Raw genomic sequence first — 25,167 nt, 5'->3', positions numbered from 1 at the left:
CTTAGCGTCAGCTAAGTGCTAAAAATTCCAAGTGAGGGGGTTTGGGGTAGCGGATGACGGTAGCGACAAACCCGCCCCTCATCCCCCTGCCGGGACCTTCTCCCCGTCTCAACAGGGAGAAGGAGGATGGAGCGCCGCCCGCGCCACGAGTCCCTTCTCCCCGTCAGAACGGGGAGAAGGTGGCGGCAGCCGGATGAGGGGCGATCATGTAATGCGACGGCAGAGCAAATATCTCTAAGTCACCCTCAACCTAACGTTAACTTTCCACCCGCACACCTACTCTATCGTCGACGGAGTGGCCCCATGCAGCATGATATCTACGGCCATGTCAGCCGGCTTCCCGCCTCGGCCTTCTTCCTGTCGCTCGCAGCGCAGATCCTCGCCTTCGGCTATGCGGTGACAAACGCGGAAAACCTGTCGGTGCTGCCCCTGCCCTATCGGGGCGGCATCATCAGCGAATGCAGCGATATTTTGGTCTCACTTCTCTGGTCGAACCGGGTCATCTTCGGCTGGCTGATCTGGCCCATAATCGCCCTGGCCGTCGCCGGCATCATCCTCTGCTACCGGAACAATCGGGCCGGCCTGCCCTTCGTGTTCTTCTTCAACGTGCTCGCAATCGCCGTCTTCGGCATCACGAAGGACAGTTCGTACTATATCTTAAGCCCGATCGAGGTCTCGCGCGCCTGCACCAGCAATGCCGTCTCTATCCTGACGCTCATCAACATCCCGATCTTGAGCCTCTTCCTCTACCTCGTCGTCGGGAATCTGTTCGTCAGCCGGCGGGTGGGACGGGGAAACTCCTGATGGTTTTAGGTTGCACACCCCAGTATCCCCTCGGCATTCGCCGCATCGCCTTTAACGTTCGGGCCGTTATCGTTGGGAAAGGAGGCCTGAAATGCGTTTCGATGTAAGGCTGTTCTTCAAGATTTCAGATGTTGGAATGCTCTACTTCGTCGTTGCGCATATCGGGCTATTCTGGCTTACGGCATGGGGAGTTAGGATATCTTTGCAAGCGAGGGCTTGGGCCACGCAGTCGATCCTGCCGGATGTGTGGAACACTCCCCTGCTTGATCTGCTGATCTGGGCTTGCGCGATTGTCGCATACAACATCGCTTTTGCCTGCAGCTTTGTAAACGGGATCGCTCTGCCGTTCATCCTGGGCCAGTGGTTCAAGACCAAGGGTTGGCCGCTTCCAGGACTTTGGATGGGGCTCCTAGGCGCTGTCTACGCAAACATTTGGATGTTCAACTTCGTGAAGCATGCGCTGGTGCGCTGATATTAGCGTTTCCCAGTTATGCTATAAAACCGAAAGAGACCACCGGTCGATAGGCATGCCCGCATGAGGAAGTCCATGGCGCCGCGCTATCCAAGCGGTGAGCGTGAGTCAGAACTTGGGGTCTGACAAACGGGCTGCTACTCTGCTTGAAGAGGGAGGCGCATTTGGCAAAGATCGCAAAAATACCCGTTGAGCAGTTGAGCGAGGAAACCGCAAGGCTCTACGACGCCTTGAACGATGAGAAGGACTTAGCCGTTATCCTCATAGGCACTGGCTTTCTGGATGCATGCCTAAAGTCGCTGCTTGAAGCCCATTTTCTTGACGGAAGCACGTCCGAGAGGCTTCTGCAGCCGTCTGGAGCCATTGGTGGCTTTAGAGCAAGAACAGACCTTTGCTATGTCTTAGGACTCATACCGAAATCGGCTCACGGAAACCTCGTGACTTTGGGGGAAATCCGTAACCGTGTCGCGCACCACCATCTCGATATGGACTTCAGCGACGCAGCAATCGGGGCCGAGGTTGCGAAGCTCACCGTTGCTCTTACGGGCTATCTTGCGGACGCCCCCGGGCGAACTCGCTTCACTCTGTGCGTAGTCCTCTTAGCGAACATGCTTATCCTGAACACACTTCAAGTCCGAGCTCGCGGCGAGAAAACACCGAAAAACGAGTCGGAGATCATCTATAGGAAGATTGAAGCGCCAACATGAACTTGGAGTAATACCAACGAGCTAAGGCTGTCCGTTGGCTCCCCACGTCAGACATCCCGCTCGCAGCAAGCTGAGCCTTAAACACGCATGAGCGCGCTCTCAAACCGACGGCAAATTGTTTCGACACCCAATCTCCCCACCTCCCACCGGAGCCCCCCATGCACACCACCCAACTCCACCGTGGCCGCCTCCTCGATCACATCCAGCTCGTGGTCAAAGACCTCGCCGCCGCCCGTGATTTCTACACCGCCGTTCTGGCCGTTCTGGAGATCCCGGCGGTCGACACAGCCGACGGCTATTTCTGGGCCGCCGAACTCGTTGTCTCCCCGGCCGAAAGCCCGGCAGCGCTCGGTCTGTTGACGGGGCGGCATCATCTGGCGTTCCAGGCGAAGGATCGCGCCACCGTGGATGCCTTCCACCGCGCGGCGCTCGCCCACGGCGGACGTGACAACGGCGCGCCCGGAGAGCGGGCCTATCATCCCGGCTACTACGCCGCCTTCGTGCTCGATCCCGACGGAAACGATATCGAAGCCGTCTACCACGGCGAAGGCCGGCGCAACGTTCCCTCCGTGACGATCGATTTTTAGAGTTCGAGGTTGGGCTAATAGTGGGCTGACAGCCAGAGCCGGAGGGGCTAATTTGCGCAAGGAGCGGACACGGCCGCCGCCGCGAAAGCTTATAAATTTCTGCTTGAACCGTACCCAACGTCATACCTTAGATCAGGTAAGACCATTTGGGAGCCACCATGCGGAATGACATTCTGGAAGATACATGGCTGACTGCGGCGCAATGCGCGAAACGTGTTGGCCTAACGGTTCGCGCCTTACGGCTATATGAGGAAACCGGGCTCATTCATCCCCGCAGGACAGACGCGAACTGGCGGCTCTACGGAGCCCGCGAAATCGCTCGGCTGAACGAAATCCTTATGTTGAAGCGGCTGGGCCTCAGTCTGCAGCACATCGCGCGGCTGCTGGCTGGGCAAGCCGCCGATCTCGACCGTATGCTGCACATGCAGAACCTTGCCCTACGGGAACGGCTCGCGCGAACTCAGCACAGTCTCGCCATCATCGATGCGCTCAGAGCAAAGACCGCCGCGGGCGTCTCCATATCTGTCGAAGAACTCCTGCAACTGGCAAAGGATACACTGATGACCGACACCTCACTCGATGACATTGCCTGGCGTCGCTACGACCAGGCAAGGCCACGAAAAGAGATGAAGATCGAGCCCGCCCTCTATGCTGATTATGAGGGATATTATGCCCTGGATCACCTTGCCTACGTCGTCACAAACCGCGACGGTCGGCTCCTCACTCGGATATCCGGCCAGCCCGAGCTTGAAATCTTCCCCGAAGATGTCGACCAGTTCTTCTATAGGGCGGTCCAGGCGCAAATCACGTTCGTCCGCGAGCATGGCCGAGAAGTAACTGGCCTTGTTCTCCACCAGTATGGTTTTGACCATGATGCGCCTCGGATCGAACCAGAACGCGGGATCGCTTTGGAGCGCGCGTTTGCAGACAGGATTGCTCAGAATCAACCAATCGAGAATGGCGAAGCTCTATTGCGGTTGGTGATCCAGGACCTGCTTGGCGAGCCTGACTACAAGCTAATGACTCCTGAGCTTGCCTGCATCGCACGAGAGCAATCGGAGACCGCGGGGCCATTCCTTAGGGGGATGGGTACACTTCGCGATCTGAAGTTCAAGAAGGTTACAGAGCAAGGATGGGATTTGTATGAAGCTGCCTTCGATAACGGCCATCTCTATTGGAGCTTCATTTTGAATGACGACCAGAAGGTCAGCGGCCTGTTCTATCAGAAGTCTCCAGAAGACTGAGTACCTCCAGGGAGTTCAGCGGCCTACTTCCGGCGGCCGTGACCGCTTCAGCCCTATAGCGGCCACCGCGCTCCTACAGCCCCTCACGCCCCAGCACCCTTCCCCCCGCCCCATCGCCCCGCGATCCGTGCCAGCACGCCCAGCCCCCACCAGGCGCAGAGGCTGGCCGAGGCTGAGCCCATCAGCATGATCTCGACGGCCGACAGGGTCGCCGCCACCTCCAGCCGGGCGGCGATCCAGAGGCCCGTCGGGCCGCCGAAGATGATGCCGGTCGCCACCCCCGTCAGGAAGCGCACCGCCGCCTCCTGCCGGTCCTTCGGCAAGAAGTAGGCGAGCGAGATCGCGGCGCCCGACACGGCGCCGATCAGGCGCGCGGTCCAGAGCCCGCCGTCAGGGGTGAAATCGGCCATTTTATTAACCTTATCTAATTAAGATGATTCGCATGAGACCGGCGCCGGTTCGGCGGGGCGGCTCGGACACCCGCCTTTTCCCCAAGGGCGGGCGGCGCCGGTTTCATCCTGTCTTTTGAACCGCTTGGCGGCATTTCCTCGCAACACGATTCCGCGACTTCATGTGTCGATTCAAGCGCGGCGGCGATTGTCCCCGCAAATGTCATCGATCCGACATCCGGGCTTCACACGCGCTTCACAGTCCTCGCCTTATCTCGCTTCGATGTTCACTGTCGGGGGACGGACATGGTCTATTTCGTGGAAGCCGGTCGCGCGCCGCGCGGTACTGTGTGGGAAAAGCCGCTGCTTTTGTCGGCTCTGGTCACGGTCACGATCTCCCTGCTGTTTTCGGCCTTTCCGCAGATCGATCTCGCCATCGCGCGGCTCTTCTATGTCGAGGGCCAGGGCTTTCCGGCAAGCGAGATGGATGCGCTCAAAACCTTCCGCGCCATCGGCCAGTATTTCCCGCTGACGCTGTCGATCGTGCTGCTCACGGGGCTGATCCTGAAGCTGGTCTATCCGTCGCGGCCCTCCCTCTTCGCGCCGCGCTTCACGCTCTATTTCACCAGCCTCTTCCTGCTCGGCCCGGCGCTGCTCGTCAACGGCATCCTGAAGCCTCTCTTCGACCGGCCGCGCCCGCGCAATGTCACCGAGCTCGGCGGCGCCGATCTCTTCGTGCCGGCTTGGAGCCTGGGCGGCGATTTCTTCGACGACCGGTCCTTCGTCTCGGGCGAGGTCGCCGTCGTCGCCTGTCTCGTGCCGCTCGCCTTCTTCGTGCCCGTCGTCTGGCGGCGCTGCGTGTTCGTGCTGCTGTCCGCCTTCGTCGCCGCCACCGCGCTCAACCGCATGGCCTTCGGCGCGCATTTCCTGTCGGACACGCTGATCGCCGCCGCGCTGATGGGAATTCTCTCGGTCGGCCTCTGGTACCTGATCTATGTCCGCCCGGGTGCCGCCTCCTGCGACGTCAAGCTCGACGCGGAATTGAGCCGCCTCGGCTTCGCGCTCCGCGACCATCGCCAGCGCATGATCCGCCGCGCCCGCCTGTCGACCGCGCGTCTGGCCCGCTCGTTTGCCCGGCTTTATCCGCTGCGCCAGCCGGCAGGCACCGCCCGGCCGTCAGAGGCGTAAGGCTCAGTACCCCACCGCCGCGCGTTTCTCCGCGTCGGTGAGGAACGTAGCCGCCCCCACCCGCGCCCAGAGCGCGTCGCGCTCGACCGAAAGCCCCGCCGCCCGGTCGAGATCCGGCAGCAGCCTGGACGCCTCGCCCATGGCACCCGCCAGAAAACCGGAAAACGCTTCCGCCGTCCGCCCCGTCAGCGGCAGCACCGTCAGCCGCCAGAAGGCGCGGTTGGCCTCCTGGTAATTGGCATAGGTGTTGTCGCCGGGAATGCCGAGCAGCATCGGCGGCACGCCGAAGGCGAGCGCGATATCGCGCGCCGCCCCGTTCTTCGCGGCCTCGAAATCCATGTCGCGCGGCGAAAGCCCCATCGCCTTCCAGTCGAGCCCGCCTTCCAAGAGCAGCGGCCGCCCGGCGTTCATCGCGCCGGAATAGCCGTCGTCGAGCTCGCTCTTCAGCCGCTCGTACTGGTCGACGGAAAGATTGCCGCCCTCCTTCGGCTGGTAGACCAGCGCGCCGGAGGGCCTGGCCGAATTGTCGATCAGCGCCTTGTTCCAGCGCGCCGCCGCGTTCGAAAGATCGAGCGCCGCGATGGCGGCACCCAGCGGCGGAAAGCCCAGGTGGTCGTCGAGCGGATGGAAGAGCTTGAGATGTAGGAGCGCCCCCTCGCCGTCCGCCGGTATCCGCCTGGTCGTGCCGCCCGCCCGGTAGTCGTACCCCACCGGCCAGCCGTCGCGCCCCTCCGCCACGCTCACTCGATCGGGACGCAGGAGATGCAGTTCGGCCAGCCGTGCGCCCAGCCGCACAGGCTCGACAAAGGCATTGCCCGAGATCAGCAGTTGGCCATACAGCGCCTCGAGAAAATCCACGCCCGCCGTCTTCGCATTCGGCGCCCGCATCAGCTCCAGCACCGGATGGCCGGAGAGCTCCGTCTCGCCGCGATAGACGAGCCACGGCACGCTCGCCGCCGCCTCCGCCACCAGCCGCACGCAGCGATGCGCGACGGGATTGCCGAGAAAGCCGGCCCGCGCCAACGCCCCATAGGTCGCCGCCGTCCTCTTCCCCGTCGCCTCGCCCGTCAGCCAGGCGAGCGCGCCCAGCGCCTTCGTCGCCCCCGGCACCCGTTCATCGCGCAGCCGCTCCCGCCGCCGCCAGAAAGGCAGTCTCATCGGATGATCCTTTCGGTAGATGGGATTGTGTGTCCAGGAGGCAGCGCCGCAGCCCCTCATCCGCCTGCCGGCACCTTCTCCCCGTTTTGACGGGGAGAAGGAGGATGGAGCACCGGCGGTGCCACTTGCCCCTTCTCCCCGTGGCTACGGGGAGAAGGTGGCGGCAGCCGGATGAGGGGCAACCGCCGAAAACTTAGCCGCGCTCCCTACCCCACCCGCTCCGTCACCGCGCTCGCCACGTGATAATCCGCCGCGATGCGCAGTTCGCGCAGCGGCCGCACGCGGTCGATGGACTCCTTATAGAGCGGATGCGCCCGGTAGGCCTCCAGCGCCGCCTCGTCCTCGAACTCGCCGTAGACCACGAGGTCGACGCTTTGGTCGAAGTGGTCGGATTTCTGGCACATACCGATCTCCAGCCGTGTCGCATGCGGAATGCCCGTCAGGATCGACAGGCCATTGCGCACGGCCTCGATATCGCCGCCCTCGGGCACGGAAAAGAACACGATATGGCGGATCACTTGTGATCTCCGGCAGGCACTTTTGGAAACGCCGGCAGCGGCCGGCCACGGGAAGGGCCTCCCGGTTAGCACGACCGCGCGACGGGCTCAACCTGTCGGAACCTGCCCCTCATCCGCCTGCCGGCCCCTTCTCCCCGCTCGCGGGGGTGAGGCGCGGTCCGCGAAGCGGAGCAATCGATCCCGTGACTCGATTGCAGCAACGAACGCCTTGAGCCCGAGCGAAAGGCCGGCCGGGAGGATGGAGCACCGCCAGTGCCACGAATCCCTTCTCCCCGTCAGAACGGGGAGAAGGTGGCGGCAGCCGGATGAGCGGCGCCATCAAGCCGCCATCGCCCGCCAGAACGCCTTCCCATAGCCCGCCACCAGGTCCTCCCTGTCCGTGCCGTTGACGATCCGCCGCGCGCCCCTCCAGTCCTCGGCGGTCCCGTTGAAGAACTCGCCCAGCCGTCGCCCGCTGAAGAGCCCCTTCACCATGCCGACCACCAGCACCGTCGCCGCCACCTCCAGGTCGAGCGCGCGGTCGGGATCGGTCACGAGGTCGAGCCTCGTCGCCTCGGACAGCCGCTGATAGTTCGACTTGTGGGTGATCTGCACCAGGCCGCGCCCGTACCAGGTCTTGCCTTCGCCGTCCGGCCGCCAGTAAGGCCGCTTCACCTGCGGCAGGCGTCCGGCCGCATAGGCCCGGTCGAGCCGCGCCACGGCTTGGCTATCCGTCTTCGCCAGCGTCTCGCGCACCGCCTGCATGGTGCCGGCCGTCTCGTGGAAGGCGGTCGCCAGTCCGTAGGCAAGCCCGCGTGGGTCCTCGCCCGCCGCCAGCCGCTCCCAGGCAGCGGCGATTTCCGTCATGCCGGCCACCTGACCGCGACTCAGCCGCCCCGGAAACGGGTCGCGCCTGACGGCATCGAAGAACGCTTTCGACATCATGGTCATTCCGTTTTCCCCTTGTTTGATGGCGCGACGGGGCGTCGCCGACGGCGTCCGGCCGCCCGCGATTAACCACCCCGAAATTTTCCTGCTGATCTAAATCGGTTTAACTAAATTCAATCGTTTAAACCGGGTTAAGACGATATTTACAAAGACTTAACTCTGTGGAACCTTCCGCGTCATGTGGCGTTCTAGAGCGCGTCCATGAAGGGAGATACACCATGCAGATCAAGCTGAGCACCGAGACCAAGTCTGCTGCAAACAGCAATGCGGCCAATACCATCCCGGCCCATGTCATCGAGCGCATGGAGTCGGAATGGCGCCAGATGCGGCAGCCGCAGACGGCCTCTTCCAAGTAATCGTTCCATCCGGAACACAAGAAGGCGCGCCACCCGGCGCGCCTTTTTTCATGCGCGGTGTCTGGCCCTGCGCCTTTCCGCAAAGCCGCTCATCCCGCTGCCGCCGAAAACGCACCTCAAAGCCCCCTCATCCGGCTGCCGCCACCTTCTCCCCGCACGCGGGGAGAAGGAACCCGTGGCACCGCCGTCGCGCCGCTCAAAGCCCCCTTACCCTCGGCTCCCCTCTTCCCGTCAGTATCAGCGCCGTCAGCGCCCAGACCAAGGCATCCAGCCGGTCCGGAGAGCGGCCGGAGGACAGCCCGTCCGGGCCGAAATCGCACATCTGGTCTTCCAGTTCGGCAAAGGCGCCGGCATGGACCACGCGGCCCTGCTCGTAGAGCGCCGCCACCGGCTCGGCGCGGAGATATTTGCCCCGCGTCGCCCGCACCATGGTCACCGGCAGCGCGGCCTCGACGCTCGCGAGCGTCGCCGCCACCATGTCGCCGCCCTGGTTTGCCTCCGCCACCACCCGGTCGGCCTCGAACCGCTTGAAGGCGCGCACGACAGCACCCGCCCAGCCGGCCGGGCTCTTGCCCTCGACCGAACAGTCGGCCAGCACCACCGCGCGACCTGTCTCCTCGATGCCGGCCACGACGATGCCGCAGCACGACGCCGCGCCCGCGCCCGCCGGCGGATCGACCGCCACGACGATGCGCCTCAGCGCCCCGTGCTGGCGGACCCTCACCGCCTCCAGCCGGTCGCGCCGCCAGAGCGCGTCCTCGCGGTCCTCGATCAGCTCACCCAGGAGCTCCTGCCGCCCCAGCCGCGACCCGCCGTAGCGGGCCTCGATGGCGGCGATGAAGCCCGGCGCCAGATGCGGCGCATTGGAGAGCGTCGAGATCCGCGTCGTAACCGTGCCCGGGTCCTTCACCAGCCGCCGGATCAGCGGCACCGGCCTCGGCGTCGTCGTCGCCACCAGCCTTGGCGCGTCGCCCAGCCTCAGGCCAAACTGCAGCATGTCGAAGGTGTCCTCGGCGTATTTCCACTTGCCGATCTCGTCGCACCAGGCGAGGTGAAACTGCGGCCCGCGCAGGCTTTCCGGGTCCTCGGAGGAAAAGATCTGCGCCACCGCGCCGTTCGGCCAGACCAGCCGTCGCCGGGTGATCTCCACCTCGGGTGCGGCCGCCCCCGCCACCTTGCAGATGCCGGAGAGACCGTCGATCATCACCTCGCGGGCATCGCCCAGCGTTTCCGCCACCAGCGCGATCCGCAAATCCGAGCGCCGCCCGGCGCTTGCCATCGCCTGCACCCATTCGGCGCCGGCCCGCGTCTTGCCCGAGCCGCGCCCGCCCATCAGCAGCCAGTGCCGCCAGTCGCCCTCCGGCGGCCTCTGGCTATCGCGCGCCAGAAGCCTCCAGTCGCGCAAGGCCCGCACCACCTGCGCCTTCGGCAGGGAAAGGCCGAGCGCCGGGAGCGCGATCATCACAGAGCAAGTCTGCCGGGCCTCCGGACCACCGTCCCCAGAAGAGGAAGCGTCGGCCTGCCCGTCGCCAGCCGCCCCATCCGATCTCCCCCCGGAAGACGAAGCGTCGGCTTGCCCGTCTCCAGAGGCAGGGTCATTCTGCCCGCCATCACCCGCCCCATCCGATCTCCCCCCATGTGGGGGAGATGCCCGGCAGGGCAGAGGGGGGCCTCCACGGCAAGCCGCGGCCGAAGCCCCTTCCCCTTGCCGGGATGGGTCGGGGTGGGGTTCTTCAGCGGTGGACGCGGCTTCCCCGTCACACGTTGCCGTAGTGCCTGCCGAATCCTCCGCCTGAGTTGGCTCCGTCTCCGTCTGCCGCTCCGGCTCGTTTCCGCCCCTCACCCAGCCCTCTTCCCACGAGCGGGGAGAGGAGGAAGCCGGGTCTGCCTCGCTGTCGCGGGAAGCCGGCGCCTCCTGCCCCTTCTCCCCGCTCACGGGGGTGAGGCGCGGTCCGCGAAGCGGAGCAATCGATCCAGTGAATCGATTGCAGCAATGAACGCCTGGAGCACAAGCGAAAGGCAGGTGGCGGCAGCCGGATGAGGGGCTGCTGTCGCCACCCCCGATCGCCACCTTCGCCTCGATGCCGGCATCCGTGATCCTCTGCCGCGCCTTGTCGGCGACAGCCGTCAGACGCCGGCCATAATCATCCGACATGCCCTCAACCTGCCGAAGCACCAGTTCCGCAATCGCCTGCTCCCCCGCCTCCCGGCGCCGGCGCATCTCCCGGTTTTCCCGGCGGGCCGGTTCCGAAAGCGCCGGTGCCGCCACCGTCACCGCCCGCGCCGCCTTTCCAGCCATCACCACCGGCAACGCCGTCGCCATCACGCCAGCGCTGGACCAGGTCGCGGGCCCGTTCCTCGGCCCGCTCGTTGGCCCTGGCATCGATGAGCTTCGCCAGCCGGTCGACAATATCAGCATCGTCTTCCTCCTCGGCCCTCAGCAGGTCCGCCGCCGCCCGGTCGCGGGCGATATCGCGTTTCAGGCTGTCGATCTTTTCCAGCGTGCGGACGATCAGCGACATGGCGTCGGTCGCGCCCTTGATGTCGGCCCGCGCCGTCTTGCCGTCGGGCCTCGGCGCAGCGCCTGCAACGTCCGCCGCCCCGCCGCCGGCCGATCCGGACCCGCCGCTCCTGCCAGCCTTGTTGCCACCCGCGTCACCATCGTCATCCTCCGGTCCAAGCCCCGCCTCGGCATCGGCGCGCAGCTTGCGGAACACCCGAAACTGCTCGCCCATCTCCGCCGTCAGCTCGTCCAGCAGGCCGGACAGCGCATCGACGGGAGACCCCGCCTCCATCGACTTCAGCTCCAGCACCACCCTGCCCGCGAGCCGCAGACATCGCCGGTCGACGGGCGGGCCGACGCCTTCAGGCCCGATCCGTTCGATCTCCCACCCCGCCGGCCCCGCCCGCTCTCCGGGCAACAATTCCGACAGCAGGACCTCGCCCGCCTCGTCCAGTGAAGAGATGCGCATGGAAACCTCCATGAGAAAAGAATGGTTGGAATGGGATGCGCCGCCGTATCTCCCCCTTGGCGGGGGAGAATGGAATTTCAGCATCTTAGCCGCAGGCTAAGTGCTAGAAATTCCAAGAGAGGGGGTCCGCTCAGGTCCGACACCCAATGAAAAAAGGCCCGGTCCCCCGAGCCCCACAAACCTCAGAAGGCCCGCCCTTAGGCGCAACTTCCCGACCATATCCAAACCCTACCAAAACACCGTGACGCCGTCAAGGAATTTTTTCCTATTTTGACTTTGCATCAATTTTAAGTAAATGCTAGTGTAGCTATATAAATAGCGCTTAAGTTGCGTGGGGGGCGTTTCTATGGCGGAGGGGAGGAAGTACGATTATCCACCACTTTTGGCGCCCGGCGCTCATTATCTAAGCTTGCCAGAAGTCAAATCACTCGTCGTAGACCGGTTTTCTGCCGGCTATCAATCAGCTCGGTTAAAGCTATACCAGCAACTCGAAGAATTTATTCAATTACTGCTAACAAACAATATTTTGGGTGACTTGGCGATTGATGGCAGCTTTCTCACAGAAAAGCCAAATCCAAATGATGTAGATGTTTTGCTGACTTACGATTTTGACATAAGCACCTCCTTAAGTCAGATTCAAAACGACTTAATAGATCAGATAAATACGAGCTATTTATTTGAAAATGTTGACAGTTTGGCTATCGTGAGATACCCTCGTGATCATCCTCTATTTGGCTCCGCCATTGATGTCGCCACAATGAGCAACCACTACGGCATCGAAAACAGCGAAGCATGGACCAAGGGTTACGTCGTTTTCAGGTTGTGGGAGACAAAAATTGGCTGTCGCATCCGCAGTTGAACGAGCGCGGCAAGCCTTTGCCGTCGTGACCCAAATTGAAGAGGCGTTGCTACGCGATCCTGATGCGCGTCACTTGCATGTCAATCTGGCGGCGGCACGCAAGATGGCCCGGCAAGCTCAAGATCGCGTGCTGGCTATAGCCGAAAGCGACCATGTTGAAGTTTGCGACTATCGGCTTGTTCCTGTTGACCAACGTCCCTACGCTTTGACGTGGGTTTCACAATCCATGTTGCATTTCCAGAACCTGTTTAGCCAGGTACACGATGCAGTTAGGAATGGCCCAAAGCTAAAATCGGTTATCGGAGCAGAAGCCCTGAGGGAGAGTATTTTAGAGTTTGGATACTCCTACAGCGGGTCATTAGGCGTTATGCTATTTGTTCCGAGCACGAAAACGCTGTTTGACGGTTCACTGGACGCGTCAATCGACGCGCTATTCCAGGTGGTCGAAATATCAGATCAAGACGATGTGAGGGACGTTGCGAAGGCGCTGGGTATGCCAGTGTTGAAGCGTGTTTATGAGTGGTCGGCGAGTAATGTGAATGGTGGCTTCTCGACCGATTTGAAATGGCGTAGATCCGATGGAAGATTTCTCGGCGAGGTGATCACTCGTGAGAAAATGGAGCAGATTGTCGAAATAATTGGTCGAACTTCCGACGTTCAGTCCATACATCACCACGTTGCCGGTGTTTTGGTAGGAATGGATGTTAAGAGTGGTAGGTTCAGATTGACGGTTCCGGACGGGGAGGATTTCGCCGGCGCATTGTCGAAAGAATTTCCGCGAGATCGTCGCTTTACAGTAAATCGAGTATATGACGCTCACATTTTGGAAAGCAAAACAACTAGATATGCGACGGAGACTGTAGAAAGAAAATTTGAGCTCGTAGCCCTCCGAGAACCTAGTGAACCAGAACTGATGACGCCCTGAACGGCATTTCTTCCTGGAACAGAACTTCCCTTGATGGCGCTCAACTGACGTTCGTCGGTGTGCCAAAGCGACTTCAGCTGGCTGCGAAAGGCGTCTGATGGTTGTGAATATCCGATCTCTTTCGACGGTTGGATTGCCGCAACTTAGGCTTCTCGACCAGCGGTTAGTTTAAGCGTCTCTTCCTTACTCCAGCGCCAGCACATCCACATTGCGCACCTTCAACCGTGGCGTGATGTCGCTGCAGGCGGGGACGGTTTCGTCCACGAGCACCGCGACGGCGGAGCGGTTGGTGGCGGGGTCGCAGTAGAGTTCGGAAACGCCATCCGGCAGGCACTGGGCGATCACCTCGCGGCCGCCGGGCAGGCTGCGGATGACGAAGTTCGGGCGCTTGCGCCAGTCGGGCGTCTGGGCGTTGAACACGTCGTGGCATTCCTCGATCGTCGCGATCTTCTTGTTGTAGATGGCGAGATTGTTCCAGCCCGCGAAGGCCGGAACGGCAAGGGTCGAAAGAGCAACCAGGGCAAGAGAAAAGCGCATCGAATCACCCTCCGGTTTTTATGGAGACACAACCCTAGCGCTCAATGGTAAACCATTTCTTCCCTAAATTAGTAAGCCTTTTACCTATTCCGCCGCCCCGCCATATTGCTCCCAGGCGGCCATGGCATGGGCCGCATACATCAGGCTCGGCCCGCCGCCCATGTAGATCGCCATGCCCAGCACTTCCTGGAATTCCGCCCGCGTCGCGCCGAGCTTGATCAGCGCCTCGGTGTGAAAGCCGATGCAGCCGTCGCAGCGGGTGGAAATGCCGATGCCCAGCGCCACGAACTCCTTCGCCTTCTTGTCCAGCGCCCCGTCCCTTGTCGCCGCCCCCGCCATGGCGGAAAAGCCGGCCATGACGTCGGGAATCTCCTTCCGCAGCGTGCGCGTGTGGGCGGAAATGTCTTTTGTGATATCGGGATAGAACTTGACGGGCGTGTTCATGGCGTGGTCCTCGCAGGGTTATACATATAGCTTTTTATATATGTATTTGGGCCATGAATTCAAGGGGCTTCCCCCTTCGTCGCTTTCCGGCCTACACTCCCTGAAAATCGGAGAGTCCCGCCATGGCCACGCCACTTCTGGTCCGCAACCGCAATTACCGCCTGCTGCTGTCGGCCGGCGCGCTCACCAATCTCGGCGACGGGCTGATGGTGCTGGCGCTACCGTGGCTGGCGACGCTGATGACCCGCGATCCCGTGGCGATCTCCGCCGTCGCGGCGGCGCTCAGCCTGCCCTGGCTGCTGTTCGCCCTGCCGGCGGGCGTCATCATCGACCGCGCCGACCGGCGCACGCTGATTGCCCGTACCGACATGCTGCGGGCGGCGATCGTGTTTTCGATCATGATGCTGGCGCTCGCCGAGCCCACTCCGGAGGCCGTCTGGGTGCTGGCCGGGCTCGCCTTCCTGCTCGGCTCGGCCGAGGTGATGCGCGACAATGCAGCGCAAACCATCCTGCCGGCCATCGTCGCGCCCGCTGATCTGGAGGCCGCCAACGGGCAGATGTGGAGCGCCGAGCAGATCACCGGCCAGTTCGTCGGCCCGCCGCTTGCCGGCCTCCTGATCGGCGCCGGAATCGCGATCCCCTTCGGCCTCGATGTCGCGGCGCTGGTCATGGCGGCCGGGCTCGTCTGGCTGATCACGCTGCCGCCGGCGCTTCGGGTGTCCTCGCGCTTCTGGCCGGCGCTGAAGGAGGGCGTGGGCTACATGCGCCGGGATACGCCCCTCTTCAGGCTCGCCATCACGCTCGGCGTCATCAACCTGCTGTTTTCCATGGCGACCACGATTACCGTGTTGTTCGCGCAGGAGATTCTCGGCCTCTCCGCCGCCGGCCACGGGCTGCTCCTGTCGATCGCCGCCGTCGGCGCTGTGGCCGGCAGTCTCGCCGCCCCATGGATCGCGTCTTTCATCGGCGCGCAGGCGAGCCTGTTCGTTGCGCTCGGCGGCTGGAGCCTCGGCTACGCGGTCATCGGGCTGACATCGAACACGGTCGTGGTCGGCGCCTCGCTGTTTTTCTTCATGGCCGCGTCGATGCTCTGGAACGTGATCACCGTCTCCTGGCGCCAGCGCCGCATTCCCGGCGACCTGCTCGGCCGCGTCAACAGCATCTACCGCTTCTTCGGCTGGGGCTCTATGCCGCTCGGGGCGCTGCTCGGCGGCGTGGTAGTCGCATTCGTCGAACCCGATGCTGGCCGCGAAATGGCACTGCGCGCGCCCTTCCTGCTTGCCGCCCTGGGCTATGGCCTGCTGCTGGTCTACAGCCTGTTCCGTCTGCGGCTGCGATAGGGTACGACCTCCCTCCCGCCTCATGCTTTGATAAAGCCGTTCCAGAAGGATACCGCACATGAACCCCGAAACGGGCCTTCCTCCCTTCCGGATTTCCAGGCTTGGAGGCGAGGAAGGGAGCGACTACCGCGCCCTGCGCCTTGAAGGTCTTCGCGAACATCCGGAGGCCTTCGGAGCGTCATGGGAGGAGGAAGCCTCGCAGGACGCGGCGCGGTTTTCGATGAGGCTGGAACGGGGTCTCGTTTTCGGTGCGCGGTCGGGCACGAACGGGACGCTTGTCGGCATCATCGGCCTGCGCGTTCCCACGGAGGAAAAGATGCGGCACAAGGCGTCCCTGTGGGGCTTTTATGTCCGTCGCGATGCGCGCCGCACGGGGGTCGGGCGTGCGCTCCTCGATCACGCCATCGCTTACGCGGCCGCGGTCGTCGAGGAGGTCACCTTGATTGTCGAGGCCCAAAACGCACCCGCTCTCGCTCTCTATCGTCAAATCGGCTTCGAGCAGTACGGACTGGAAAAACGATCGCTCAAGATCGGTGACGTCTATCACGACGAAGTCCTGATGGCCTTGCCTCTCGGCTGAGGGGCAGGCCCCTCACCCCACCCTGACAGCCGTATACCCTGCCTCTGCAATCGCCACGGCCGCCTTCTCGGCGTCGCCGTCCACGGTCACGCGATGGCGGGCGAGATCGACCGTCACGGGGGCGCCCGGGAGGGCGTCGGCCAGCGCCGCCCTCACGGTCTTTTCGCAATGGCCGCAGGTCATGTCTTCGACGCGGAATTCGATCATGGTGTTCCTCCTGTACTGTATTTTGTCCTGTCTTTCTGCACCTTGACCCCATGGCAAGGTCAAGCGCCGGATTGCCGCAGGCGGGCGGCCTCTCAGCCCTTCGCCGCCCTGCCCTTCGCCTTGCGCTTGGCCGCCCCCTCGTCGCCGGCGAGATCGGCGAGGATCGGGCAGTTGGGGCGGGCGTCGCCGTGGCAGCAGGAGACGAGGTCGGAGAGGGTGTCGACCATGCCGCGCATCTCGGCGATCTTGCGGTTCAGGTCGGCGATATGGGCGCTTGCCAGCCGCTTCACCTCGGCGGAAGCGCGCGTCTTGTCGTCCCAGAGCGCCAGCAGCCGCTCGGTCTCCTCCATGGAGAAACCCAGCGAGCGGGCACGGCGGATGAAGCGCAGGCGGTGCACGTCGTCTTCGCCATAGACCCGGTAATTCGCCCCGGTGCGGCCCGGGCTGACGAGCCCCAGCGTCTCGTAGTAGCGGATCATCTTGGCACTCACGCCCGAGGCGGCCGCCGCTTCGCCGATGTTCAGCATCATGCGTCTCCTTTCATCGCGAGCGGCCGAAACCGCTTCAGTCTCAGGGCATTGGTCAGCACGAAGACGCTGGAGAGTCCCATGGCCGCCGCGCCGATCATCGGCGACAAGAGAATGCCGAAGGCCGGATAGAGCGCGCCGGCGGCCACCGGGATCAGCGCCACATTGTAGCCGAAGGCCCAGAACAGGTTCTGGCCGATATTGCGGATCACCGCCCGGCCGATCTCGATCGCGGCGACGGCAGACGCCAGATCGCCACCGACCAGCACCACGTCGGCGCTTTCGATCGCCACATCGGTGCCGGTGCCGATCGCCACCCCGGTATCGGCGGCGGCAAGGGCCGGCGCATCGTTGATGCCGTCGCCGACGAAGGCGACCTTCCGACCCTTCTCCTTCAGCGCCCGCACGGCCTCCACCTTGCCCTCCGGCAGCACCTCGGCGATGACGCCGTCAATGCCCGCCGCCCGCGCCACGGCCTCCGCCGTCGCCCGGTTGTCGCCGGTCACCATGACGACGGAAAGCCCCAGCGATTTCAGCGCCTTCACCGCCGCCACCGAGCTTTCCTTCAACGGATCGGCGATGGCGATGGCGGCGGCTATCCGGCCGTCGATCGCGACATAAACGGGCGTCTTGCCTTCGCTCGCAAGGCGGGATGCGGCGGCGGCGATGGGGTCGTTTCCGGTCCGGCCCTGCCCCTCATTGATGCCGGCCAGCGCCGCTTGCCCGGCGGGCTGCCCCTCATCCCCCTGCCGGGACCTTCTCCCCGCCTGCGGGGAGAAGGGAGTTGCCGCGCCGTCGGCGGCCTCATCACCATCCACACCGAGAGCCGGGTCCCGAGAGGCGTGAGCGGGCTCCTCCTGAAGACGTTCGCCGGTCATGGCGGCCGCAGCGGTGACGGTCCCCCTCGCCCCGCTGGCGGGGAGAGGGTCGCCGAGCGCAGCGGAGGCGGGGTGAGGGGCTGGCGCCGACGCCGATGCATCCGCCCCCTCCCCGAGCCCATAGCCCAGCTTGCGCATGAACCTGTCCGCCCCAACCTCGACCATGCGGCCGGACACGCGGGCCGAGATCCCATACCCCGTCACCGCCTCCAGCCCCTCGGCCTCGGCAACCTCAAGCCCCCGCGCCTCCGCCGCCTTGACGATGGCGAGCGCCAGCGGATGCTCCGAACGCGCCTCGACGCTGGCCGCCAGCGCCAGCACCTCCGCCTCCTCGAAGCCGTCAGCCGTGACGACATCGGTCACCTCCGGCCGCCCCCTTGTGATCGTGCCCGTCTTGTCGAGCATCACCGTATCGGCCTGGCTAAGCGTCTGCAGCGCCTCGCCCTTGCGGAAGAGCACGCCGACCTCGGCCGCGCGGCCGGTGCCGACCATGATCGAGGTCGGCGTCGCAAGCCCCATGGCGCAGGGGCAGGCGATGATCAGCACCGCGACGGCGGCGACCAGCGCATGGGTGTAGGCGGGCTCCGGCCCCAGCATCAGCCAGACCAGGAAGGTGAGCGCCGCAACGCCCATGACCGCCGGCACGAACCAGCCGGTCACCTTGTCGACCATCAGCTGGATCGGCAGCTTGGCACCTTGCGCCTCGCCCACCAGGCGGATGATCTGCGACAGCATCATGTCGGCGCCGACCTTCTCGGCCTTAAAGCGCAGCGCGCCATTGCCGTTGATCGTGCCGCCTATGACGGCGGCGCCCGGCCCCTTTTCCACCGGCACGGGCTCGCCCGAGATCATCGATTCATCGACGAAGGAGGAGCCGTCCAGCACCGTGCCGTCGACTGGCAGCCGCTCGCCGGGGCGGATCACCACGACGTCGCCGACCAGCACATCGCCGGCCGGAATATCGGCCGTCATGCCGTCGCGCTCCACCCGCGCGGTCTTGGGCCTAAGGCCCGAAAGCTTGCGGATCGCCTCGCCGGTGCGGCCCTTGGCGCGGGCTTCGAGCAGCCGGCCGAGCAGGATCAGCGTGACGATCACCACCGCCGCCTCGTAATAGACATGGCGCGCGTCCACCGGCAGCAGGCCGGGCGCGAAGGTCGTCACCAGCGAATAGAGATAGGCCGCCGAGGTGCCGACCGCGACCAGCGAATTCATGTCGGGCGAAAGCCGGAGAAGGGCCGGAACGCCCTTCACGAAGAAGCGCCGGCCGGGACCGGCCAGCACCAGGCTCGCCAGCGCAAACTGCGTGAGATTCAGCGTGTTGCCGGGAAAGAGCCCCATCAGCGTGTGGTGCAGCGGCGGATAGAGATGGGCGCCCATCTCGACCACGAAGACCGGCAAAGTCAGCACCAGCGCGATCAGGAAATCGCGCGTCAGCCGCCCGACCTCCTTCTCGCGCGCCGCGTCGCGCCCGCCGGTTTCCTCGGCACTCACAGCCGCCCTGGCGCCATAGCCGGCGGTCTTCACCGCCGCGATCAGGGCCGGCAGCTGCGAGCGGCCGCCGAGCACCGTCACCAGCGCCCTGCCGGTGGCGAGATTGACGGAGGCCCGCTCCACCGAGGGCACCGCCATCAGCGCCTTCTCGACGCGGGACACGCAGGAAGCGCACGTCATCTCCTCGATCTCGAGCTCGACGATGTCAGGCTTCACCTCATAACCCACCTTGCGGATCGCCTCGGCCAGCGCCGGACCGGAAAAGCCGGCCGTCGGTGTCACCGTCAGCGTCTCCGCCGCAAGGTTGACGACGCCCTTCCCGACGCCCTCCACCCTGCCCGCCGCCAGCTCCACCCGCCGCACGCAAGACGCGCACGTCATGCCCTCGACGGCAAGCGTGATCGGCTGCAGGGCGGGCGTGGTTTTCGTGTTCACAGTCATGGGTCTTTCCCCTTTCGGGGAGAGATGTAGGGGTTACCATGATGGGAAGGTCAAGGGGGGGGCAGACCTTCCAAGCCGTCGTGATTTCACTTCACAAATGCAAAGTCGCGCAAGTTTCCGGACGAAACATCCAGTTTCGCCACATGACCGCTGAACGTGTGCACGGAAACCACACCCGCATCGAGCCAAACATCGACAAAGTAATCCGGATTGCCTGGAGGCGATACAAAAAGCCTTTTCCCGCCATTCTGAAGAATGACGATATTGCTGAGGACATTCCCGGGACAAAGGCAAGCGTTCAGAAGAACGACCTTGATGCCTACGTCAGCTCCTACGATTTTCAGTATCTTCATCTCAACGTGACCAATCTGCACCCGGAAATTCGCCCGCGCGGGCGAGGCTGCGGTCGGAGGGTCAAGCATCGCTACCGGTCTCGGTTGACGGGGCCGGCGACAAGCGTGATCCGCTGCAGCGCGAGCGTGGTTTTCATGTTCGCAGTTATTAGTATTTCCCTTCAGAGGAGAGATGTAGGAGTTACCATAATAGGAAGGCCAGGGAGTTAGCCCTGTCTTATAAAGCCTACGATATTTGGATCGTCACGATTCTCGACCGATAGCTCGATTCGGTCGTTGGAGTTGCCACTTATCATTTCAAATGTGTCTGGTGTTACCCTCCACACAATACCTATATGACCCTTCCAAAGTCGCCCATTGTCACCTCTGGCTATACCGACGCTCACAATGTCCCTCACAAATACGACAACGTCTCCAGCACGGGGACCGATGCTCTCTGCAGAGAACGCCGAGTTTGTCGCTAACGCGTTTCGCCAATACTGTGACGCGCTAATTGATGGGGCAATACCTTTAGGATTGCCGGCTTTTGCTGTAACCCAAGACACAAATGCGGTCGCCCATCCGCCACGGGTCACGCCAGACATACCGGATGCCGAGAAATAATCTGCAATTATCTGAGGATCACATTCCTCGTGCACCCCACGCCTCAACTCTGCAAGCGCAATGCTAAGAATTCTATATGCATAGCTATCGATCGGCACGCCATCTGGAACTTTGGTCGGTGTATCAGAAGGCGCCTCAGCAGGACAAACAGCTTTAGTTGGCCCTACACTTGGAAACTCCGTCGGAAGTTTGGCAGATCCGCATCCGTAGGCAACGTCCAATCGCTCCGACAACGCCTTTGCGTAGGCCTCTTTATTGTCAGCACTAACCCCTACAACATTGTCGGGTATTTGTATCATGCCGAAAGCAGCGGCCAAACAAATCCTGTCGCGTCGCTCATCACTTGAGATAATTTTAATTGCTTTCGCATCAAGCTCTTCGTTGGTTATTTTATCGATGTCAATCTCAAGAAGTCTTTGAAATATCTGCGACTGATACTCAAGCTGCTTTAATCTAAAATCGTTATCATGGCTGTCTCTAGCATTTATATTCTCGAATTCACCTGAAATATAGGCCGTAGCGATTCCACCCAATACAGTCATTAAGGCGGCCCAGGGGAATATTGCCCAAAATGGCTGTCTTTTTTCATTTCCAGCGTTTGCCTCACCTGCATCGCCCTTCGCAGTCGAGTAAAGTGCCAGCAACTGTTCGACACTTAAATCTCGGTCCATTATCTTCTCTAGGATTGCATCGGCTTCGTGTCCTTTGACGACCACTTATTTGCTCCAACTCCCCATATGGCGTAGCCTGATATCAACGCAAACAGTATTAAAACTTTACGCTGCAATTCACACAAGAGCAACTCAACCGCAACCCCATACAGGCAAAGAAGTTCTCTCAAAGTTATGCCTCCTCGCCACCCGCGCCCCTGCCGGCGACACCGTGTCAGTCTCCGCCTTCCTCACTACCCGCCTCAACGCCTAAAACTCTCCAGTTTCCACCATTGCGACGACCCTGACGTACGTATTGAAGACGTACACCTTGACCTGAAGCATCCAAAGCACCCATACTATCGAACCAGTCGAAATGGAGCCTCCCATGCCAAGAGCGGCAATCGAAGATAACGAGCGCATGAGCCTGCGTATTGCACCGGCAGCGAAGGCGAAGCTGTTGCGGGCCGCCGCATTGCGCGATACCGACCTCACCAATTTCGTGACGCAATCCGCGCTGCGGGAAGCAGAGGCGGTGATTGCCGAGGCCGAAGCGGTCAAGGTGTCGGAACGGGATTACCTGCGCATCCTCGATCTGCTGGAAAACCCGCCCAAGCCGAATGCCAGGTTGCGGGCTGCTGTCGCAGCGCTGCCGGATACCCTGTGAGCATTCCGCCATGGCACGAGGAACCGATCAGGAAATCCCATGATCGGGCGTCCTTCGATTGCGGCGATACGCAGATGAACGCGTTTCTGCAACGCTTTGCACGGCAGAGCCATGAGCAGAACGCAGCCAAGACCTTCTGTGCGGTCGACAATGCAATACCAGACCGCATCCTTGGCTTTTACACCATCGCGCCCGCGTCCGTGGCGCATGAGACTGTCCCCGGATCCATGACGCGGGGACTGGCACGACATGACGTACCGGGCTTCAGGCTTGCCCGTCTGGCAACGGACCGCGTCATGGCGGGGCAGGGATTGGGAGGACAACTCCTTGCCGCAGCAGCCTTGCGTTGCCTGCGGCTCGCCGGTGAAGGCGGTGGTCTTCTGCTTGTCATCGACGCAAAGAGCGAACGCGCCGCCAACTGGTACGCTTCCTACGGAGCCGAACCGCTGCAGGACAAGCCGCTGACCCTCGTCATGCCCCTTGCAACCTTCGCTCCCGATTTGCGCGCCAAAGGCCTGCTGTAAGGGAAGGCTCGATTTCCATGGCTTTTGGGAGATGGCGGGCGCCTCCCTCCGAGCCCGCCGTCTCCCCCGTCGCCCTGGCCCATGCTATCCTCCCGCTCCACCACCACCCGGAGCCCCCACATGCGCCTCGCTCTCCTCCCCCTCCTCCTCCTCGCCACCCCCGCGGCAGCCGCCGACACCGCGGCCGTGTCGGCCTTCCTCACCACCCGCCTCACCGCCGAGATGTCCGGCGACATCGGCCCCACCCGCGTCGCACTGGCGTTTGCCGATCTCAATGCCGACGGGGCCGACGAGGTTTTGGCGTATGTGATGGGGCCGATGTGGTGTGGGTCGGGCGGATGTAATCTGCTGGTGCTGACGCCTAAGGGGGAGAGCTTTTCGGTGGTGATGGACGCCTCGGTGGCGCAGATGCCTGTTGGCGTGCTGCCCACGACCAGCCATGGCTGGGCGGATCTGGCCGTTTCGGTCGGCGGCGGCGGGGCGGCTTCGGGGACGGTCGCCATGCGGTTCGACGGCACGGCCTATCCCGGCAATCCGACGGTGGCGCCGGCCGAGCCCGTCGATCCCTCCGCCGCGCGGATGCTGATCGACGAGACGACCGAGGTGGTGACGCTGCCCTGAGGCGCTCCCCGGCAAAAGTGTAAAGATTTCCTTTCATTGGGACGGAACCGCAAGGAAGGCGGGGGTCGGCGGAACGCTGTGCATAACCCGACCATTCGCAAATCCGGTAGTGGTAGCGACGAAGGCCCGGAGCCTGCCTGCAGGCATCCGGCCGGCCCATCGTCCCCTGACATACCGTGTTGCATCCATGATCCGTATCCGTTCCTATCTCCTCGTCACCACCAGCCTTTCGCTTCTTCCCGTCATGGCGGCGGCGCAATCGATCGAGGCGACAGGCAGCGTCACGCCCTCGCCGCCGGCGGGCGCCACCTCCTGGACGACAGGCCAGATCCGACTGGGCACGACGGGCGACGCCGCGCTGACGGTGAGAGACGGCGCGGATCTCTCCACCGGCAGCGCCTATCTCGGCATGTATCTGTTCCAGACCGGCAATGTAACGATCACCGGGCCGGGATCGACCTGGACGAATAGCGGCGACTTGAACATCGGCCAGGTCGGCTACGGCACCGTCACCGTGGCGGATGGCGGCGTCGTTTCCAGCAGCGATGTCGATGTGGCGGTAACCTCGTCGGCAACCGGCGACATCCTCGTGACAGGCCCCGGCTCCCGCTGGACGAGCAGCAACGGTTTCTTCGTCGGCCAGTCCGGAGAGGGTACGCTGACGATCGAGAACGGCGGCCTCGTCGAGAGTTTCGTCGGCATCCTCGGCAGCGGCGGCGGCAGCGAGGGCACTGTCACCGTCACGGGACCGGGGTCGGCCTGGGAGATGACCGGCAGCATCATGGTGGGCGAGTATGGCAATGGCAGCCTGACGATATCGGATGGCGGTCATGTGTCCGGCACGTCGGCGTCCATCGGCTGGGAACACGGCGGCACGGGCAGCGTGACGGTCACGGGTGACGGATCGCGCTGGGACGCCAGGTCGAACATGTTCGTGGGCGGCGAGGGCACGGGAACGCTCCTGATCGCCGACGGGGGCGTCGTGACCAGCAGCAGCGGCGTCATCGGAACGGGAGGCAACGGCGAAAGCACCGTGACCGTGACAGGCGACGGCTCGGCCTGGGAGAATACGACGTACCTGACCGTCGGCAGCAATAGCAATGGGACGCTGACAATCAAGGACGGCGGTTTCGTCACCAGCACCGAGACCATTGTCGGCACAGTCACCAACGGCGAAGGTGCGGTCACGGTCACGGGGCCGGGATCGGAATTGAGGAGCAGCGGGCAGATTTATATCGGCGCGCAAGGGAGCGGAACGCTGACGATCGCCGATGGCGGACTGGTTGCCAACACGGGTGGCATTCTGGCAGCCGAAAGCGGCGGCCGCGGCGAGGTCACGATCACCGGTGCGGGATCGCGATGGCACAACCTCCAGGCTATCACCGCGGGCTGGTACGGCCACGGCATCGTCACCATCGAAGACGGCGGCTTCGCGCGCAGCAACGGCGGCACCATCGGTCTTTATGGCGGCAGTTCCGGCGCGATGACCGTCACAGGCGATGGCTCGTCCTGGACAAACTTCGGGACGTTCACTGTCGGCAATGGCGGCTACGGGAGTTTCACGGTCGCGGATGGCGGCAGGGTGGACAATGGTGAAGGCAACATCGCCTACATGGCGGGCGTGACCGGTGCGGCAAACGTCACCGGCGACGGGTCAAGCTGGAACAACAGCGCCGGGCTCACCATCGGGCGCTCAGGTCGCGGATCGCTGACGATCGCGGACGGCGGCACGGTCACCGTCGGAGCACAACTCGGCGATGGCAGCCATGGCGGCACGGCGACGGTTGCGGCGTATGGGGGGTCCAACGGCACCGTGTCGATCGGCGCGGCGGAGGGAGATGCGGCGGTGGCGGCGGGGAGGCTCGATGCGGCGCGGCTGGTGTTCGGGGCCGGCAACGGCACGCTCGTCTTCAACCATACCGATGACGACTATGATTTTCAGGCGGGGATCTCGGGCAATGGCACGATCCGCCATTTGGCCGGCACGACGACGCTTCTCGGCGACAGTTCCGCCTTTTCCGGCACAACGGCGGTGACCGGCGGCGGGCTGATGCTGGCCGACGGCGCGCTGCTCGGCGGCGCGATCGATGTGACCGGCGGCGGGCTGCTCGGCGGCACCGGCACCTTCGGCACGGCCGGGCGCACCGTCACCATCGGCAGCGGCGGCACGCTGGCGCCGGGCTTTTCGCCGGGCACGC

At 63.4% G+C, this 25,167-nt stretch carries 27 protein-coding genes and 1 pseudogene; 15 read left to right on the top strand and 13 right to left on the bottom strand.

Annotation, left to right across the window (positions count from 1 at the left end):
* Positions 1–303: 303 nt before the first annotated feature.
* The 5 genes from J5J09_RS06915 (at position 304) to J5J09_RS06895 (ending at position 3,814) form a co-directional block, all read left to right on the top strand.
* Positions 304–804, top strand: coding sequence for a hypothetical protein (locus J5J09_RS06915; RefSeq protein ID WP_208548938.1), 501 nt, complete (start codon positions 304–306; stop codon positions 802–804).
* Positions 805–895: 91 nt separating this feature from the next.
* Positions 896–1,276: a hypothetical protein gene (locus J5J09_RS06910; protein WP_208548937.1), complete on the top strand. Its 381-nt coding sequence runs from the start codon at positions 896–898 to the stop codon at positions 1,274–1,276.
* 164 nt (positions 1,277–1,440) lie between these two features.
* Positions 1,441–1,983, top strand: a complete 543-nt coding sequence (locus tag J5J09_RS06905; RefSeq protein WP_208548936.1) for a hypothetical protein — start codon at positions 1,441–1,443, stop codon at positions 1,981–1,983.
* Positions 1,984–2,141: 158 nt separating this feature from the next.
* Positions 2,142–2,570 (top strand): VOC family protein, encoded by a 429-nt coding sequence (locus J5J09_RS06900; protein ID WP_208548935.1) that lies wholly within the window; start codon positions 2,142–2,144, stop codon positions 2,568–2,570.
* 158 nt (positions 2,571–2,728) lie between these two features.
* Positions 2,729–3,814 carry a MerR family transcriptional regulator gene (locus J5J09_RS06895; protein ID WP_208548934.1) on the top strand — a complete coding sequence of 362 codons (1,086 nt, stop codon included), beginning with the start codon at positions 2,729–2,731 and terminating at the stop codon, positions 3,812–3,814.
* An 83-nt stretch (positions 3,815–3,897) separates the two neighbouring features.
* Here the strand turns inward: J5J09_RS06895 and J5J09_RS06890 are convergent, their stop codons facing one another.
* A complete protein-coding gene (locus tag J5J09_RS06890) occupies positions 3,898–4,224 on the bottom strand; it encodes a DUF6107 family protein (protein ID WP_208548933.1) in 327 nt (108 codons plus the stop codon).
* Positions 4,225–4,509: 285 nt separating this feature from the next.
* Here J5J09_RS06890 and J5J09_RS06885 point away from each other — a divergent pair, with 285 nt between their 5' ends.
* The gene (locus J5J09_RS06885) at positions 4,510–5,391 is read left to right on the top strand and encodes a phosphatase PAP2 family protein (protein ID WP_208548932.1); all 882 of its coding nucleotides are present in this window, start codon (positions 4,510–4,512) and stop codon (positions 5,389–5,391) included.
* Positions 5,392–5,394: 3 nt separating this feature from the next.
* Here J5J09_RS06885 and J5J09_RS06880 read toward each other — a convergent pair whose 3' ends face one another.
* The 3 genes from J5J09_RS06880 to J5J09_RS06870 form a co-directional block, all read right to left on the bottom strand.
* Positions 5,395–6,549 (bottom strand): phage portal protein, encoded by a 1,155-nt coding sequence (locus tag J5J09_RS06880; protein ID WP_208548931.1) that lies wholly within the window; start codon positions 6,547–6,549, stop codon positions 5,395–5,397.
* Between the two features lie 206 nt (positions 6,550–6,755).
* A complete protein-coding gene (locus tag J5J09_RS06875) occupies positions 6,756–7,067 on the bottom strand; it encodes a Dabb family protein (protein ID WP_208548930.1) in 312 nt (103 codons plus the stop codon).
* Positions 7,068–7,385: 318 nt separating this feature from the next.
* Positions 7,386–7,997 (bottom strand): glycoside hydrolase family 19 protein, encoded by a 612-nt coding sequence (locus J5J09_RS06870; RefSeq protein ID WP_208548929.1) that lies wholly within the window; start codon positions 7,995–7,997, stop codon positions 7,386–7,388.
* A gap of 215 nt (positions 7,998–8,212) precedes the next feature.
* Here J5J09_RS06870 and J5J09_RS06865 point away from each other — a divergent pair, with 215 nt between their 5' ends.
* On the top strand, positions 8,213–8,350 hold the full coding sequence (locus tag J5J09_RS06865; RefSeq protein ID WP_208548928.1) for a hypothetical protein: 138 nt from the start codon (positions 8,213–8,215) through the stop codon (positions 8,348–8,350).
* A 196-nt stretch (positions 8,351–8,546) separates the two neighbouring features.
* Here the strand turns inward: J5J09_RS06865 and J5J09_RS22825 are convergent, their stop codons facing one another.
* Together J5J09_RS22825 and J5J09_RS06855 are read right to left on the bottom strand one after the other, a co-directional pair.
* Complete coding sequence (locus J5J09_RS22825; protein WP_246745929.1) at positions 8,547–9,812, bottom strand: terminase family protein; 1,266 nt, start codon at positions 9,810–9,812, stop codon at positions 8,547–8,549.
* A 697-nt stretch (positions 9,813–10,509) separates the two neighbouring features.
* A complete protein-coding gene (locus J5J09_RS06855; protein ID WP_208548927.1) occupies positions 10,510–11,322 on the bottom strand; it encodes a hypothetical protein in 813 nt (270 codons plus the stop codon).
* Positions 11,323–11,668: 346 nt separating this feature from the next.
* On the opposite strand from J5J09_RS06855, the gene J5J09_RS06850 reads away from it, so the two are divergent.
* Complete coding sequence (locus J5J09_RS06850) at positions 11,669–12,181, top strand: hypothetical protein (protein ID WP_208548926.1); 513 nt, start codon at positions 11,669–11,671, stop codon at positions 12,179–12,181.
* Entirely contained in the window at positions 12,159–13,106 is a 948-nt protein-coding gene (locus J5J09_RS06845) for a hypothetical protein (RefSeq protein ID WP_208548925.1), read from the top strand. The genes J5J09_RS06850 and J5J09_RS06845 overlap by 23 nt, the downstream gene beginning before the upstream one ends.
* 183 nt (positions 13,107–13,289) lie before the next feature.
* Here the strand turns inward: J5J09_RS06845 and J5J09_RS06840 are convergent, their stop codons facing one another.
* On the bottom strand, positions 13,290–13,643 hold the full coding sequence (locus tag J5J09_RS06840) for a hypothetical protein (RefSeq protein WP_208548924.1): 354 nt from the start codon (positions 13,641–13,643) through the stop codon (positions 13,290–13,292).
* 84 nt (positions 13,644–13,727) lie between these two features.
* Positions 13,728–14,087 (bottom strand): carboxymuconolactone decarboxylase family protein, encoded by a 360-nt coding sequence (locus J5J09_RS06835; RefSeq protein WP_208548923.1) that lies wholly within the window; start codon positions 14,085–14,087, stop codon positions 13,728–13,730.
* A gap of 122 nt (positions 14,088–14,209) precedes the next feature.
* Between J5J09_RS06835 and J5J09_RS06830 the strand changes: the two genes are divergently transcribed.
* Together J5J09_RS06830 and J5J09_RS06825 are read left to right on the top strand one after the other, a co-directional pair.
* On the top strand, positions 14,210–15,427 hold the full coding sequence (locus J5J09_RS06830; RefSeq protein ID WP_208548922.1) for an MFS transporter: 1,218 nt from the start codon (positions 14,210–14,212) through the stop codon (positions 15,425–15,427).
* A gap of 58 nt (positions 15,428–15,485) precedes the next feature.
* A complete protein-coding gene (locus tag J5J09_RS06825) occupies positions 15,486–16,007 on the top strand; it encodes a GNAT family N-acetyltransferase (protein ID WP_208548921.1) in 522 nt (173 codons plus the stop codon).
* Positions 16,008–16,019: 12 nt separating this feature from the next.
* On the opposite strand, the gene J5J09_RS06820 is transcribed toward J5J09_RS06825, so the two are convergent.
* From J5J09_RS06820 to J5J09_RS23005, 5 genes are all read right to left on the bottom strand, one after another.
* Positions 16,020–16,214, bottom strand: a complete 195-nt coding sequence (locus J5J09_RS06820) for a heavy-metal-associated domain-containing protein (protein WP_208548920.1) — start codon at positions 16,212–16,214, stop codon at positions 16,020–16,022.
* Between the two features lie 92 nt (positions 16,215–16,306).
* Positions 16,307–16,738 (bottom strand): Cu(I)-responsive transcriptional regulator, encoded by a 432-nt coding sequence (gene cueR, locus J5J09_RS06815; RefSeq protein ID WP_208553216.1) that lies wholly within the window; start codon positions 16,736–16,738, stop codon positions 16,307–16,309.
* A 2-nt stretch (positions 16,739–16,740) separates the two neighbouring features.
* Positions 16,741–19,551: a heavy metal translocating P-type ATPase gene (locus J5J09_RS06810; protein WP_208548919.1), complete on the bottom strand. Its 2,811-nt coding sequence runs from the start codon at positions 19,549–19,551 to the stop codon at positions 16,741–16,743.
* A gap of 86 nt (positions 19,552–19,637) precedes the next feature.
* Positions 19,638–19,973, bottom strand: a complete 336-nt coding sequence (locus J5J09_RS06805) for a hypothetical protein (protein WP_208548918.1) — start codon at positions 19,971–19,973, stop codon at positions 19,638–19,640.
* A gap of 137 nt (positions 19,974–20,110) precedes the next feature.
* On the bottom strand, positions 20,111–21,223 hold the full coding sequence (locus J5J09_RS23005) for a CHAP domain-containing protein (protein WP_208548917.1): 1,113 nt from the start codon (positions 21,221–21,223) through the stop codon (positions 20,111–20,113).
* A 322-nt stretch (positions 21,224–21,545) separates the two neighbouring features.
* Between J5J09_RS23005 and J5J09_RS06795 the strand changes: the two genes are divergently transcribed.
* From J5J09_RS06795 to J5J09_RS06780, 4 genes and pseudogenes are all read left to right on the top strand, one after another.
* Positions 21,546–21,824 (top strand): DUF1778 domain-containing protein, encoded by a 279-nt coding sequence (locus J5J09_RS06795; protein ID WP_208548916.1) that lies wholly within the window; start codon positions 21,546–21,548, stop codon positions 21,822–21,824.
* Positions 21,821–22,348 carry a GNAT family N-acetyltransferase gene (locus tag J5J09_RS06790; RefSeq protein WP_208548915.1) on the top strand — a complete coding sequence of 176 codons (528 nt, stop codon included), beginning with the start codon at positions 21,821–21,823 and terminating at the stop codon, positions 22,346–22,348. The genes J5J09_RS06795 and J5J09_RS06790 overlap by 4 nt, the downstream gene beginning before the upstream one ends.
* A gap of 120 nt (positions 22,349–22,468) precedes the next feature.
* A complete protein-coding gene (locus J5J09_RS06785) occupies positions 22,469–22,969 on the top strand; it encodes a hypothetical protein (protein ID WP_208548914.1) in 501 nt (166 codons plus the stop codon).
* A gap of 187 nt (positions 22,970–23,156) precedes the next feature.
* Positions 23,157–25,167, top strand: a pseudogene (locus J5J09_RS06780) (transporter); the annotation flags it as partial.

It is taken from the genome of Ciceribacter sp. L1K22, from assembly GCF_017599385.1.
Taxonomy (GTDB): Bacteria; Pseudomonadota; Alphaproteobacteria; order Rhizobiales; family Rhizobiaceae; genus Allorhizobium.
Note: the sequence above shows the minus strand (reverse complement) of the source record. Positions and strands in the feature narration are given on the sequence as shown.